At 61.7% G+C, this 13,556-nt stretch carries 14 protein-coding genes; 4 read left to right on the plus strand and 10 right to left on the minus strand.

From position 1 onward, the window contains the following. Positions 1 to 13: 13 nt before the first annotated feature. From OU993_RS12745 to OU993_RS12755, 3 genes are all read left to right on the plus strand, one after another. On the plus strand, positions 14 to 988 hold the full coding sequence (locus OU993_RS12745; protein ID WP_268157917.1) for an alpha/beta fold hydrolase: 975 nt from the start codon (positions 14 to 16) through the stop codon (positions 986 to 988). A gap of 48 nt (positions 989 to 1,036) precedes the next feature. Then, entirely contained in the window at positions 1,037 to 1,765 is a 729-nt protein-coding gene (locus OU993_RS12750) for an alpha/beta fold hydrolase (RefSeq protein WP_268157919.1), read from the plus strand. 158 nt (positions 1,766 to 1,923) lie between these two features. After that, positions 1,924 to 2,559, plus strand: a complete 636-nt coding sequence (locus OU993_RS12755) for a pyridoxamine 5'-phosphate oxidase family protein (RefSeq protein ID WP_268157921.1) — start codon at positions 1,924 to 1,926, stop codon at positions 2,557 to 2,559. A 130-nt stretch (positions 2,560 to 2,689) separates the two neighbouring features. On the opposite strand, the gene OU993_RS12760 is transcribed toward OU993_RS12755, so the two are convergent. The 8 genes from OU993_RS12760 to OU993_RS12795 all read right to left on the minus strand — a co-directional run bounded on the left by OU993_RS12760 (position 2,690) and on the right by OU993_RS12795 (position 10,335). Further along, entirely contained in the window at positions 2,690 to 3,610 is a 921-nt protein-coding gene (locus tag OU993_RS12760; protein WP_268157923.1) for a 2-hydroxyacid dehydrogenase, read from the minus strand. Between the two features lie 83 nt (positions 3,611 to 3,693). Then, positions 3,694 to 4,740: an ABC transporter substrate-binding protein gene (locus OU993_RS12765; protein WP_268159647.1), complete on the minus strand. Its 1,047-nt coding sequence runs from the start codon at positions 4,738 to 4,740 to the stop codon at positions 3,694 to 3,696. Positions 4,741 to 4,743: 3 nt separating this feature from the next. After that, the gene (locus OU993_RS12770; protein ID WP_268157925.1) at positions 4,744 to 5,913 is read right to left on the minus strand and encodes an NAD(P)/FAD-dependent oxidoreductase; all 1,170 of its coding nucleotides are present in this window, start codon (positions 5,911 to 5,913) and stop codon (positions 4,744 to 4,746) included. Further along, a complete protein-coding gene (locus OU993_RS12775; protein WP_268157927.1) occupies positions 5,910 to 7,316 on the minus strand; it encodes an FAD-dependent oxidoreductase in 1,407 nt (468 codons plus the stop codon). Before OU993_RS12775 ends, OU993_RS12770 begins: the two co-directional genes overlap by 4 nt. Beyond that, positions 7,313 to 7,603, minus strand: a complete 291-nt coding sequence (locus OU993_RS12780; protein ID WP_268157929.1) for a (2Fe-2S)-binding protein — start codon at positions 7,601 to 7,603, stop codon at positions 7,313 to 7,315. The genes OU993_RS12775 and OU993_RS12780 overlap by 4 nt, the downstream gene beginning before the upstream one ends. Positions 7,604 to 7,609: 6 nt before the next feature. Next, on the minus strand, positions 7,610 to 8,404 hold the full coding sequence (locus tag OU993_RS12785; protein WP_268157931.1) for an ABC transporter permease: 795 nt from the start codon (positions 8,402 to 8,404) through the stop codon (positions 7,610 to 7,612). A 12-nt stretch (positions 8,405 to 8,416) separates the two neighbouring features. After that, on the minus strand, positions 8,417 to 9,271 hold the full coding sequence (locus tag OU993_RS12790) for an ABC transporter permease (RefSeq protein ID WP_268157933.1): 855 nt from the start codon (positions 9,269 to 9,271) through the stop codon (positions 8,417 to 8,419). Beyond that, entirely contained in the window at positions 9,268 to 10,335 is a 1,068-nt protein-coding gene (locus OU993_RS12795) for an ABC transporter ATP-binding protein (RefSeq protein ID WP_268157935.1), read from the minus strand. Before OU993_RS12795 ends, OU993_RS12790 begins: the two co-directional genes overlap by 4 nt. Before the next feature lie 171 nt (positions 10,336 to 10,506). Between OU993_RS12795 and OU993_RS12800 the strand changes: the two genes are divergently transcribed. Next, positions 10,507 to 11,340, plus strand: coding sequence for an IclR family transcriptional regulator (locus OU993_RS12800; RefSeq protein ID WP_268157937.1), 834 nt, complete (start codon positions 10,507 to 10,509; stop codon positions 11,338 to 11,340). Positions 11,341 to 11,517: 177 nt separating this feature from the next. On the opposite strand, the gene OU993_RS12805 is transcribed toward OU993_RS12800, so the two are convergent. Together OU993_RS12805 and OU993_RS12810 are read right to left on the minus strand one after the other, a co-directional pair. Then, the gene (locus OU993_RS12805; protein WP_268157939.1) at positions 11,518 to 12,888 is read right to left on the minus strand and encodes a sensor histidine kinase; all 1,371 of its coding nucleotides are present in this window, start codon (positions 12,886 to 12,888) and stop codon (positions 11,518 to 11,520) included. Continuing rightward, a complete protein-coding gene (locus OU993_RS12810) occupies positions 12,888 to 13,547 on the minus strand; it encodes a response regulator (RefSeq protein WP_268157941.1) in 660 nt (219 codons plus the stop codon). The genes OU993_RS12805 and OU993_RS12810 overlap by 1 nt, the downstream gene beginning before the upstream one ends. Positions 13,548 to 13,556 lie beyond the last annotated feature (9 nt).

A 13,556-nucleotide genomic window follows, 5' to 3' on the forward strand; every position in this document is an offset into this window, starting at 1 on the left:
TGAGGGGACTGACATGAAACACATCATGATGATGGCGGCGACAGCCCTGCTGATCGCGACACCTGCAGCAGCCGAGACGCGCTGCGAAATGGCAGCAACAACGGCGGCGGCGAAAACCCCTCCCGTTATACGTTATAACACGCAGACGATCGACGGTGTGTCGATCTTCTACCGCGAGGCAGGACCGGCCGATGCGCCGGTGCTTCTGCTCCTCCACGGCTTTCCGACATCGTCGCACATGTTCCGCAACCTCATTCCACAGCTCGCCGATCGTTACCATGTGATCGCGCCCGATTTCCCGGGCTTCGGACATAGCGAAGCGCCGGATCATACCCGCTTTGATTATACCTTCGCCCATCTGGCCGATCTGATGGACAAGCTGACGGTATCGCTGGGCGTCACTCATTACAGCATGTATGTCATGGATTACGGCGCCCCGGTCGGCTACCGGCTGGCGATCAAACATCCGGAGCGGGTGCAGACGATGGTCGTACAGAACGGCAATGCCTATGTGGAAGGCCTCGACAATGACTTCTGGGCGCCGGTCAAGGAATATTGGGCCGATCCGTCACAGGCACGACGGGAGACGCTGAACGTCATGGTGACCCCTGCCATCACGAAGTTCCAATATACCGACGGGGTCGGCGATCTTTCACGCATCAGCCCGGACAACTGGACGATCGATCAGACCTTGCTCGACCGTCCCGGCAATCGTGACATCCAGCTGGACCTCTTCCGCGACTACGGCACCAACGTGCCGCTATATCCGCAATTCCAGGCCTTCTTCCGCGACCACAAGCCACCGACGCTGATCGTCTGGGGCAAGAACGACAAGATCTTCCCCGAGGCCGGCGCACATCCCTACTTGCGCGACCTGCCGGACGCGGAAATGCACATCCTCGACACCGGCCATTTCGCCCTCGAGGAAAAGCTCGACGTCATGGCGCCGCTGATCCGGGATTTCCTCGATCGCAAGCTCTGCAAGTGACGAAAGGCTGAGGTTCAGCAAAAACGGCACCTTTGGAAGGACAGGACCATGGACGGCAATGATATTGCTTCCCCAGCACTTGCCACTGAAACGGGCACGTCAATCGTGCTGGTGCATGGGGCCTTTGTCGATGCCTCGGGTTGGCAGCCTGTCTTTGAGCTGCTGACGCGTCAGGGGCATGAGGTCATCGTGGTGCAGAACCAGACGCTGACGCTTGAAGGAGATGTCGAGGCCACGCAGCGGGCCATCACGACAGCGCGGCATCCGGTCGTTCTGGTCGGCCACAGCTATGGGGGTGCGGTCATTACCGAGGCCGGACATTCGCAGAAGGTCAAGTCTCTCGCCTACATCGCAGCCTTCGTGCCGGATGCCGGGGAATCGGTCGCACTGCTGAATGATGAGCCCGCGAAGCCTGGCGAGGCGAAAGCGCCGGTCATGCCACCGCGCGATGGTTTTCTGCTCGTCGATCCGGCAGCCTTTCCGCTGGCATTCGCAGCCGATGTCGCGCCGGAAAAGACCCGCTTCATGGCCGCCGCGCAAGTGCCGTGGGGTCTCATGGCCGCCACGACGCCCGTCAGCCGGGCACCCTGGAAAACGAAACCGAGCTTTTATCTGGTCGCCACCGCCGACCGGATGGTTCCGCCGAGCGCCCAACGACGGATGGCGTACAGGGCCGGCGCCAGCGTATTCGAAATCGACAGCAGCCACGCAGTGATGCTGTCCCACCCGCTCGAAACCGCGAATTTCATCGCGACGGCAGCAGATGTGCCAAGCTGAAGAAATGCACCGGCCCTGGAACGGCTATGCGGTCGCATGCCGGATCGCCGCGATGCGGCGATCGCGCGGGGATAAGCCAACTTCCGGCTGCAGGTGATTTCAACTATCGTTTCACTGCATGGCCGATTTGAAGCCATGCAGTCGGAGAGGAGCCGGGGATGACGTATGGTTTCATGAGCATTGCCCTGACACCGAGCGTGCGTGCCGCCCAGGCGGAGATGGGGGCTGAGGAGCTTTGGTCCGATTTCAGGGGCGACCGCGCGTTTGACCGGTTCACCGCCAATGAGGCCGCCTTCATCGCGGAGCGTGACAGCTTCTACATGGCGTCCGTTTCTGAAAAGGGCTGGCCTTATGTCCAGCATCGGGGCGGACCGCCCGGTTTCCTGAAGGTGATCGACGACCAGACCCTTGCTTTCCTCGACTATCGTGGCAACCGGCAATACATCAGCACCGGCAATTTCAAGGCCGACGACCGGGCCTGCCTTATCCTGGTCGATTATTCGAGGCGTGCGCGCCTCAAAATCTTCGCTCACGTCGAAACACTGTCTCTCGAAGCCAATGCCGAACTGAAGTCCTATCTGACCGACGCGCAATACCGCGCAGTCCCCGAGCGAATATTCCGGCTGCGACTCGAAGCCTTCGACTGGAACTGTCCCCAACACATCTTGCCACGGTACACCGCGCACGAGGTCTCCATCGCCGCGCAACGCCTGCATGATGACATTGCCGCCCTGGAGCAGGAAAACGCAGCGTTGCGCCAGAGGATCCAGGCTCTCACCAATGAGGGATCGTGAGTGCGCGATAGTGCCGGGAAGGCCGGGGGCACCCACAGAAGCGAGGCCGACTGGATCCGATGCTGAATAGGTCCCGACGGCGCGGATCACCTGGGAGCGACAAACAGGCTCCTTCCGCGCGATCTACCCGCTAATAACCTGCCGCGCGATCGACTTGCCCCTCGGGCGTCTTGCCACGTTCGATCGCCGCGATGGCGCGCAGCACGTGGCCGGTACCTGCCACCGGATCGACCCAGCTGGCGATATGCGGCGTTATAGTGACATTGCGTTCCGTCCAGAAGGGATGATCGGCAGCCAGCGGCTCCTTGCGGAAGACATCGAGCATGGCACCACCGATCTGGCCGCTGCGGAGAGCGTCAAGCAGGTCCTCCTCAACAAGTTGCTCACCGCGCCCCGCATTGATGACATAAGCCCCTTTTGGCAAGGCAGCGAATGTCTTGTGATCGAGGATGCCAATCGTTTCTTCGGTGTGCGGCAGAAGGCTGATCAGGATATCGGTCCCATCAAGAAAGGGTTTGAGGCCGTCCGGGCCGCCGAAGATCTCAAAACCTTTGACCGGCCGCCCGCTCCTGTTCCAGCCGCGCACCTTGTAGCCCATTGCCGACAGCGCCCGGGCGCAGGCCTGGCCGAGCCCGCCCATGCCCATGATGCCGATTTGCGGATTCGACAGATCAAGCTTCTGCCAGATCCCGGCCGTCTGGTTTACGCGCATCTCATTCATGCGCCGATGATGATTGGTCACCGCCATCACGACGTATTGCACCATGCCGTCGGTTATCGACTTGTCGACCATGCGCACGATCGGCAGGTGCGGCGGGATCGTGTTGTCGTTCAGAAGATGATCGACGCCGGCGCCCAGCGAAAACACCGCTTTGAGATTGGGATAACGCGCGATTTCCCCGGCACCCGGCGCCCAGCAGAGAATATAATGAACCTCTTCCAGCGGCCCTGTTTCGGGCCAGGCATGAACGACGAGATCGGGTGCCTGACTGGCGAAGGCCTGTTGCCAGGCTGCCGTCGGGGCAGTCTTTCTGATGATGACGAGGCTCACGCCACACTCCAAACGCACATGTCAAACAAGCCGTCGGAAAGCCCACGCGGCCCTCCGACGGCGAAAGGCTCAGCCAGAACGGCTCACCGTTCGATCATCTTGTTCCAGCGGCTGTTCCATTCGGCGCGCTTGGCATTGATCGCATCCCAGTCGAGGACAACGGCGGTTTTCATGTAGCTCTGGAATGCGTCGAGCTTCGCCTTGCCTTCCGGCGTCGAGGCGACTGCCTTCGGATTGGAAGGATAGACATCGCCCGCATCGAGCGCCTTGGACTGCGCGTCGGCTGAGAGCAGATAAGCGGCAAGCTTCTGCGTCAGTTCCGGCTCGCTGTTCTTGGCGATCGGGCAAGCCGTGTACATCAGCACCACGGAGCCTTCCTTCGGCTGCGCATAATTGACGGGGATGTTCTGTGCCTTGAGCGTGCTGACCGCTGTCGGAGTGAGCGGGAAGATTGCCGCTTCGCCCGTCTGAGTCATTTCGGAAATCTTTGCCGAGTTCGGGATGTATTCCAGCACGTTCTTGCCGATCATCTCGCCGAACTTCGTAAAGCCCGGTTCGACATTGGTCTCGTCACCGCCCTGGATGCGATTGAACATCAGGAAAGCGTGCAGTCCGAAGGACGAGGCGGAGGCCGACTGGAAGACCACCTTGCCGGCAAATTTCGGATCGGCAAAGTCCATCCAGGACGTCGGGGCAGCCCAGCCGTTGTCGGCAAACAGCTTCGTGTTATAGGCAATCCCCGTCATGCCCATGTTGACGCCGACGGCCATGTCGTCCTTCATGCGGGCAGCTTTGTCGACTTCGGCAAGCTCCGGGCTTGGTTTGAGCTTTTCGCACAGGCCGAGGCCGATGGCGCGATACATGACGCCATCGTCGAGGAACATCAGGTTCATCTGCGGCGCGTCCTTGGCGGCGGTCGCCTTGGCGAGAATATCGCTGGACGTGCCGGGTACGATGACGATCTTCACGTCATTGGCCTTTTCGAAGGCCGGGAAGACGGCCTGGGTGAAGGTGCGTTCCAGGTTGCCGCCGTTCATCCCGACATACAGCGTCTTGGTCTCGGCATGGGCAGAACCGGCGACGGTCAGGCATGCGATGCTTGCGGCAAGTGCCGCATGGATGGATCTCATCATTCACGTTCCCCTTGATTGAAGGCTCTGCGGAAAAACGCCGGCGCCCGAGCCCAAAGCGGCGTCGACGGAAAAACGGTCGATCGAAAAGGCGTCGATCGGCGTGGTGGTCTCACCGGTGGTGATCAGCTCGGCAATCACCTCGCCGACCCCTGGCGCGATCTGAAAACCGGCACCGGAAAAACCGAAGGCATGGATGAGATCGGGTGTCGTGCGGCTTGCGCCGATCACCGGGTTCTTGTCCGGCATCGCGCCTTCCGTCCCCGACCAGAAACGGATTGCATGGGCGCCTTTCAACAATGGGAACAACTGCACCGCGCGCTGCATCACGCGCGTGACCGCGCTGCCCGTCGGCCGGGAAAAATCGGCGTCGTCGGCCCTTGCCAGTCCACGCTCGCCGCCGATGATGCAGTTACCGCGCTCCACCTGTCGGGCGTAGACATTGCCGCCCTCGACGCCAGTATTGACAGTCATGAAGACCTTCATCGGTTCGGTGACGATCATCGACGGATAGATCCGGCCGAGAGGCACGCCTTCTCCGAAAGCATCGGCGAAAGGCCCCGCCCACGCGCCGGCGGCATTCACAAGATGCATGGCGCGGATTGCCGGTTTCCCCTGTGCCTCGACCAGAAACCCGCAGGCTTCCCTGGAAACGCCAAGCACTGGCGTCTGCTCGAAGATCGCGACACCTGCCCGTCTTGCGGCAGCGGCAAACCCGGCAGAGACAAGACGCGGATTGGCCTGGCCGTCATCGGCAGAAAACGAGGCGCCGAAAGCGACATCGCGACTGACCCAGGGAAACCGTTCCGCAAGCGCCCTCGAACCGATCAGCTCGAGTTGCAGGTCGGTCGATGCGGCCGTCCGGGCATAGGCTTCGAGCGACGCCATCTCCGCTTCGTTTCGGGCGAGCTTCAGTTGCCCGGTGCGGCGAAACTCGCCATCAATGCCGATCAGCTGCTTGAGTTTTGGCCAGACCGCATGGGCACGCTGGGCCAGCGGCAATTGCTCCGTCGGCCTGCCCTGGCGGCGCACGCCGCCATAATTCGTGCCGCTCGCCTGCGCCCCGCAGAAGCCACGCTCAAGCAAGGCGACCGACAGGCCCTTCTGCCTCAAAGCCAGCGCGGTGGAACACCCGACGAGACCGCCGCCGATGATCGCGACATCGACCTTCATTCCGCGGCCTCCCCGATCGCCGGGAGCGCCAGTTCCGCAAAGGACATGGGCAGCGGTTTTACCGGGGCCTGTCCACGCAGCCGGCCAACGGCCGAAATCGGCTGGCCAGTCGCGGCGGCAAGCAGTTCGGCAGCCGCCGCACCGCAGACGCGCCCCTGGCAACGCCCCATGCCGACCCGGCTTACCGCCTTTAGCCGGTTCATTTCGACAATGCCGAAATGATCGGCGGCATCGCGAATGGTCGAGACATCGATCTCTTCACAACGGCAGACCGTCGTGTTGCCCGGCAGGTCGGCGATCCAGTGGGCTGGGAACGGAAAGGATTGTTCGAGAACCGTACGGAAGGCAAAGATCTTGCGAAGTTCCCTTTCCAGCAGACCTACCCGCGCGCGATCGACCGCAAGCCCGCGATCATCGAGCAGCGACAGTGCGGCGCGTTCGCCGGACAGTTCTGCAGCATCAGCACCGGCAATGCCCGATCCATCACCGGCAAGATAGACACCGGGAACGCTCGAGCGGCGGGCCTCATCCGTCTCCGGCAGGAAAACACGATCACGCTCGTTGAATGCAAACCGGCAGCCGGCGAGATCGGCAAGCTGCGCTTCTGACTTCAGCCCGAGCCCGAAGCCCGCGCCGTCGCAGGACAGATGCCGGGGTTTGCCGCGCACCTCGAAGGAAACGCCCTCAACGCGGTGTGTTCCCTCAAAACGGAGCTTGTTGATGCCATAATGGAAGGCGACGCCTTTCATCATCATCTCGGCGACGAAACGGGCGCCGCGCAGGACGATGGCAGGAAAGCCGGGAAGCGCCTTCACCATAGCAACGCGGGCGGAAAACGGTGCCGCATCCAGCACCGCGACTACCTTCACGCCGGCCTTCAGATATTGCCAGGCAACAAGATAGAGGAGCGGGCCGGTGCCGACAAAAACGACGCGCGAACCGATGACGCAGCCCTGGGCTTTCAAGGCGATCTGCGACCCGCCGAGCGAAAAGACACCGGGCAGGGTCCAGCCCGGTACGGGCAGAATCCGGTCCATCGCACCGGTTGCCAGGATCAATCCATCATGGACAAGCCGCTTGTGTGCGCCGTTCATCGCCACGTCGGCAATGCCATCCGCGAGGTTCCAGACGAGGCTATTCGGCAGATAGTCGAGCTTATCCTGGAGCGCGGCAAATTCGCCGTGAAGCCGCTTTGCCTTCGGTGCCTCCGAACCATACCGTGCCCTGGCATCTCTCCCGTCCGGCACAAGGGGCTGGCGATAGATCTGTCCGCCGCAGGCTGGCGCTTCATCGACGACGATCGGGCGAAGCCCCGCGGCGACAAGGGTGGCTGCGGCGCGGATACCGGCCGGACCGGCCCCGACAATGAGCGGCTGTGCCGGGTTCTTCGCGGCGGCACTCATGCGGTCTCTCCGGCGCCGGTCATCACATGCATGCCGTCGGCAAGCGGGGTCGAACAGGCGCGAACGCGGTCACCGTTTTGCAGGGTGACCCAGCAATCCTGGCAAGCCGACATCTGGCAGAAACCGGCCCTCGGTTCCTGCGTGAAATCGCTCGGCCTGAGCTGTTCTTCAACAGTCAGGATGGCGCTCAGCAGCGTGTCGCCGCGCCGTCCCTCGCACGGTCTTCCGTTCAGCATGAAACGGATCGGAACTTCGTTCTGTCGCGCAACGCGATACAAGAGCGGCATTGGCGTTCACTTCTGCCCGACGAGAATGCGGTCCAGTCCGAATGCCCGGTCGAGCACGAGCATGGCGACACCGGTCAGGGCGATCATCAGCGCGGAAACGGCTGCCATCATCGGATCGATGGATTCCGTCGCGTACATGTACATCCTGACCGGCAGCGTGACGGTCTGGGGTGAGGTGACGAAGATCGACATCGTCAGTTCGTCAAAGCTGTTGATGAAGGCGAGCAGCCAGCCGCCGGTGATGCCGGGCAGGATCATCGGCACCGTGATCCGCCGGAATACGGTGAGCGGTGCCGCCCCGAGCGTCAGTGCCGCCTGTTCGGCGTTGCGATCGATGCCGGTCAAGGCCGCCATCACGAGCCGCAGCACGTAAGGCGTGACGACGACGACATGGCTTGCCACCAGCCAGCCGAAACTGCCCGTGGCGCCGATCAGCGTGAACAATCGCAGCAGCGCGACACCAAGGATGAGATGCGGAATGATCAGTGGCGACAGGAACAAGCCGTTCAGAAAGGACCGGCCGGGAAACTCGTAGCGCGAAATCGCGATGCCAGCCGGAAGCGAGATCAGCACCGCGATCGTCGCCGAAAAGGTTGCGAGCCACAGGCTGTTGTAGAAGGACGCCATGAAATCCGGATGGGCGAACACGGCCTTGAACCAACGCAGCGAAAACTCGCTCGTCGGGATGGTCAGCGTGCTGTCGGGCGTGAAGGCGACCAGACAGATGATCACGAGCGGCGCCAGCATAAAGCAGACAACGAGCGTGTGGAAGATCAGGGCGATTGGTCCGTTGCGATCCATATGTTTGCCCCCTCAGCCCAGAACCTTACGTGCCCTCGCCTCGATCATCCGGTTATAGGCCAGCATGATCAGGAGATTGGCGACAAGAACAATGAAAGCGATGGCGGCACCGAGCGGCCAGTTCAGCTCGTGCATGTATTCGTCATACACAACGGTCGCCGCCATTTTCAGCCGGCGCCCGCCGAGAAGGCCAGGAATGGCAAACGAGCTTGCCGAAAGGCCGAAAACGATCAGACTGCCGGACAGGACACCGAGCGAGATCTGCGGCAGGATGATCCTGCGCATAGCGGTAAAACGCGAGGCGCCGAGCGACCATGCGGCCGACTCAAGCCCCGGGTCGAGCTTCTGGATCGCTGTCCAGACCGGGATGATCATGAACGGCAGCATCACATGCACCAGCGCGATCACGATGGCCGTTTCGCTATAGAGAATACGAACCGGACCGAGACCAAGCATGATGCTGGCCTTTGAGATCAACCCCGTCGAACCGAGCAGCATGCTCCAGCCGAAGGAGCGCACGACGACCGAAACGAGCAGCGGTCCAATGATGACGAGCAGGAAGACCGACCGCCACGGGTTCCACATCCGCGATAGGATATAGGCCTCCGGCACGCCGATCATGACGCACAGAACCGTAGTGATGAAGGCAATCCTCAGCGTTCGCCAGAAGATCGACAGGAAATAGGGATCGGAAAGGACCGTCGTATAGTTCGAAAGCGTGTAGGTGTCGCGCACACCCAGATTGAAATCATAGGCATGGAAGGACAGCACCGCGGTCAGCACCAGCGGCAAGACCACCATACCGAGGAAAAAGATCAGGCCGGGCAGAGACAGGAACCACGGCGTCGAATGTGTCCGTGCCGTCATCCCTCGACCCTCGACACTTCCTGCGGGCGGGCGGCCATCCGGGCGCTTTCAGGCGCCCAGGCAAGCTCGACCGGTTGCCCCACGGCCGGCGGCAATGACCGGTCGGTATTCGGCGAGGAGACAATGATCAGGCCGACCGCCGTCTCCACATTGAACAGCCAGTGACTGCCGAAGAAAAACCGGGCGCTGACCACGCCCGGCAGATGCCCCTCGCCCGCCGGCACGATGTTGATCCGCTCTGGACGCAGGGACAGGATGACCGGTTCGCCCTCGGCGGCGCCAGATCCGGTCGCCGGCAGGATGACGCCCGACGACTGGATGGCGGATGTGAGTGCCGTCCCTGAAATGTTGTTCATCTTGCCGATGAAGGAGGAGATGAATTCCGTTGCCGGATGATCGTAGACGGCCGCCGGCACATCCACCTGCGTCATCCGTCCATGTTCCATGACGACCACCCGGTCGCTGATCGACAGCGCCTCACCCTGGTCGTGGGTGACCATGATCGTCGTCGTGCCGACCGTCTGCTGGATGCGGCGGAGTTCGAACTGCATTTCTTCGCGCAGCTTGGCATCGAGATTGGAAAGCGGCTCATCAAGCAACAGCACCGGCGGTTCGATGACAAGAGCACGGGCGATCGCGACGCGCTGCCGCTGGCCACCGGACAGCTGGCGGGGGTAACGATCGAAAAACCGGTCGAGCTTGACGAGTGCCAGAACCTCGGCCACCCGTCGATCACGCTCGGCCTTGCCGATCCTGCGCATTTCCAACCCGAAGCTGACATTCTGCGCCACCGTCATATGCGGGAAAAGCGCATAGGTCTGGAAGACGATTCCGAGGCCGCGGCGGTTCGGCTTCTCGTGCGTTATGTCGCGGCCATCGAGCATGACCGAGCCCGCCGACGGTTCTACGAGACCGGCAATCATTTGCAGCGTCGTGGTCTTGCCGCAGCCGGACGGTCCGAGCAGCGAGACGAATTCGCCCTTGCCGACCTCCAGACTGACCGCATCGACGGCAGTAAAATTGCCATAGGTCTTCGACAGCGAATTGAGCGTCAGAAAGCTCATGTCCACTCCAGTTGCGCCAGTTTTTTGCGCGTTTTCTGATTGCGTTCCCGAGGCAAGGAGACCGCAAGAAGCCGCTAACGGTCAATAAAAAATTCCTGTTAAAAAAATTATCATTGAAAAATTCCATTATATGAAATTTGTGTGGAGACGAGTTAAACTGGATTACGCTCAATGAATGAAGATACCCGCCAGATCTCGAGTGCGCGGCGTACGCTGATCATCCTCAAGGCTCTCGGTGCGGCCGACAGCGCCGGCATGCGGCTGATCGATGTGGCACGAGAGGTCGGCTGCAACCAGCCGACGGCACATCGCGCAATGCAGGATCTGATGGCCGAAGGTTTTGTCGAACAGGTTGCGGGCGGCAAACGCTATCGCCTCAGCGTCGAATTTTTCGTCCTCGCCGCCCGCGCCGGACACGCCGATGGACTGCGCGAACTCGCACGTCCGGCACTTCTTCGCCTCTCTTCCACCTTGACCGACACGATTTTCCTGCTCGTTCGCAGCGGTTATGATGCGGTCTGCCTCGACCGTGTCGAAGGGCCGTTCCCGATCCGCTCCTTCACGGGTGACATCGGCGGCAAGGTGCCGCTCGGCATCGGCCAAGGCAGCACCGCCATCCTTGCCAATCTGCCGGACGCAGAACGAGAGGCCGTGATCCGGTTCAACATGCCCCGGCTGCTCGACCGCAGCCATCTCGACGAAGCAAGCTTCCGCCTCCTGCTTGCCACAGCCCGCGAACAGGGGTTTGTCAGTTTTAATGCCGGCCTCATTCCCGGCATGGCCGGTGTCGCCGTTCCCGTCTGCGATGCAAGCGGCACGGCGGTGGCGGCCTTGAGTGTCGGCACGCTTGCCGAACGCGCCGAGGGCGAACGCCTGCAAGCGATCGTGGACATCCTGACCACCGAAGCCAAGGCACTCGGACAGAAAATCAATCCCTTCGATCCCACCCTGCGCGCGCCAAACCGCAGCCTCAGCAGCGTTCAGCCAACAACCCGGAACGTCTAGTGGCAACCTGGGTGCTCGGCTCGGCGGTCAGCACCGCCGCGAACCGGCCAATGGGCGCAAGGACCAACGGGGTATGGGGGGTGCCGCTCGCGGCTGGAGGGTCGGTGCTGCAATCCTCCTTTTTCATCGTCTTGTGTAGTGCCAGGACGGTAGCGTCTTGGCCGGCACCGCAGGCCCTTACCCGCAAGTCTCGGCAAACGGCAGGCTGAGCACTGCTGAGAAACCGTGTTCCGTTCGACGGAAATGAAGCTCTCCGTCGAGCTTGTTCATGGCCATCTCCACGATTGCCAGGCCGAGACCACTGCCGTTACCGGCAGGCGACCGTCCGCGGTGGAAACGCTCCCGAACCCTTTGATGCTCATCCTCGTCGATGCCCGGCCCCTGATCGACAACCGACAAGTCGAGGCGATCGCCGACCTTGCTGGCGGCAACGACGATGGTCGAGGTTTCCGGTGCATATTGCATCGCATTTTCCAGGACGTTGCGCAGAGCAAGCCGCAAGAGGTTCTCGTTACGGACCGAAAAGGACAGGACCTCGCCCACCGCGATCGTGACATTCAGGCCGTGGCCGCGTTGCACGCCGTCGAGATCGGCCAGGACGCCTTGCACGAATTCGGCGGTGACGAGGTGCTGCGGGCTCGTTCCACGTTCAGCGGAATCCACCGTCGCCATGTCGATCAACTGCCGCACCAGGCGGCCGGTGCGGTCGACACTCGTCGAAATCTGCCTGAGGGCCTGCGACCGCACCGCCTCGTCGCTGCTCATGGCGGCCACCTGCGCCTGTGTTTTCAGGCCGGCAAGAGGGGTTTTCAACTCGTGAGCCGCATAGGCGGTGAAGGTCTTTTCCCGTTCGCGCGCTTCACTGACGCGATGGAACAGCGCATTAAGTGCCCGCAGAAGCGGACGAACTTCGCCTGGAGCATCGGCCTCGGTGACAGGATGCAGTTCATCCGCCGACCGTGCCGCCAGAAGTGCTGCAATACGGTTGAGCGGCGCCAGTCCGCGCGCCACACTCAGCCAGATCAGAAGTGCAAGAAGCGGCAGACTGGCGAAGGCGGGAACCAGTTGTCCCGTCACCACATCGGCCACCAGCCTGTCGCGGATATCGAGACTATCGCCCACAAGGACGCGCACGTTCAAGACAGGATTGACCACGGCATAGACGCGCCATTTTACACCGTCGACCGTGGTTTCGCTGAAACCATCGTCATGATCGGAAAGGGACATGCGCGGCGCGCTCTCCGAGCGGCTGACAAGCTGCCCCTGCAAGGACCAGATCTGACAGGACAGTTGCCGACGATACTCCCCCGCATCCGTTTCCGCTGCCGTTTGCGCATCCGTCTGGCTGCTGACGGCCGCTGCGACATCGATGTGGTGATCGGTGATGAGCGAACTGACCATGCGGGCCGCTTCCATCAGCCGCGCATCAAGCGCCTTTTCGACACGGGTCTGCACGCTCACATAGGTCCAGGCAACGCCGAGCAGCCAGATGGCGCTCGTTGTCGCCAGCAGAAGGAGAAACAGGCGAAGGCGCATGGACTGCATCATCAAACGGACCCCAGACGATAACCGACGCCACGAACGGTTTCGATGACGGCGCTCCCCAGCTTGACCCGCAGTTTGTGGATATGCACCTCGATCGTGTTGCTTTCGACGTCTTCCTGCCAGCCATAAAGCCTCTCCTCGAGAGCCGACTTTGAATGGATGGCCGTCGGGTTCTCCATCAGGGCACGCAGGATGGCGAATTCGCGCCGCGAAAGTGTGACCTGTTCGCCGCTCCGTTCCACCCGCATCGATGCCGGTTCAAGGCTCAAGCTGCCGCAGGTTAATGTGCCGTTCGCCCGGCCCTCGGCGCGCCGCGCAATCGCACGCAGTCTCGCGGCGAGTTCGTCAAGATCGAAGGGTTTGCCGAGATAGTCATCGGCTCCGGCATCAAGGCCACCGATGCGATCGCCGACTTCGTCCTTTGCTGTCAACAAAAGCACGGGCACGCGATTTCCGCTTCGTCGGATCGACAAAAGGACATCGAGCCCGGAGCCGTCCGGCAGCATACGATCCAGCACAACCGCATCGAACCCGCCAGCCGTCAGCGCGAGAAAGGCATCCGCAGCCGTGGCAACCGTATCGACGGCGAAGCCGCAAAGCTTCAAGCCTTCCCGCAATCCATCGCGCAGGACGAGATCGTCTTCCACCACCAGTATGCGCAATCAAACCTC

This window comes from Rhizobium sp. SL86, assembly GCF_026672545.1.
GTDB lineage: Bacteria > Pseudomonadota > Alphaproteobacteria > Rhizobiales > Rhizobiaceae > Neorhizobium.

Bases quoted from the DNA above. Each gene is read 5' to 3' on its own strand.
- OU993_RS12745 (WP_268157917.1), top strand. From the start codon at position 14: ATGAAACACATCATGATGATGGCGGCGACAGCCCTGCTGATCGCGACA.
- OU993_RS12750 (WP_268157919.1), top strand. From the start codon at position 1,037: ATGGACGGCAATGATATTGCTTCCCCAGCACTTGCCACTGAAACGGGC.
- OU993_RS12755 (WP_268157921.1), top strand. From the start codon at position 1,924: ATGACGTATGGTTTCATGAGCATTGCCCTGACACCGAGCGTGCGTGCC.
- OU993_RS12765 (WP_268159647.1), bottom strand. From the start codon at position 4,740: ATGAGATCCATCCATGCGGCACTTGCCGCAAGCATCGCATGCCTGACC.
- OU993_RS12770 (WP_268157925.1), bottom strand. From the start codon at position 5,913: ATGAAGGTCGATGTCGCGATCATCGGCGGCGGTCTCGTCGGGTGTTCC.
- OU993_RS12775 (WP_268157927.1), bottom strand. From the start codon at position 7,316: ATGAGTGCCGCCGCGAAGAACCCGGCACAGCCGCTCATTGTCGGGGCC.
- OU993_RS12780 (WP_268157929.1), bottom strand. From the start codon at position 7,603: ATGCCGCTCTTGTATCGCGTTGCGCGACAGAACGAAGTTCCGATCCGT.
- OU993_RS12785 (WP_268157931.1), bottom strand. From the start codon at position 8,404: ATGGATCGCAACGGACCAATCGCCCTGATCTTCCACACGCTCGTTGTC.
- OU993_RS12790 (WP_268157933.1), bottom strand. From the start codon at position 9,271: ATGACGGCACGGACACATTCGACGCCGTGGTTCCTGTCTCTGCCCGGC.
- OU993_RS12795 (WP_268157935.1), bottom strand. From the start codon at position 10,335: ATGAGCTTTCTGACGCTCAATTCGCTGTCGAAGACCTATGGCAATTTT.
- OU993_RS12800 (WP_268157937.1), top strand. From the start codon at position 10,507: ATGAATGAAGATACCCGCCAGATCTCGAGTGCGCGGCGTACGCTGATC.
- OU993_RS12805 (WP_268157939.1), bottom strand. From the start codon at position 12,888: ATGATGCAGTCCATGCGCCTTCGCCTGTTTCTCCTTCTGCTGGCGACA.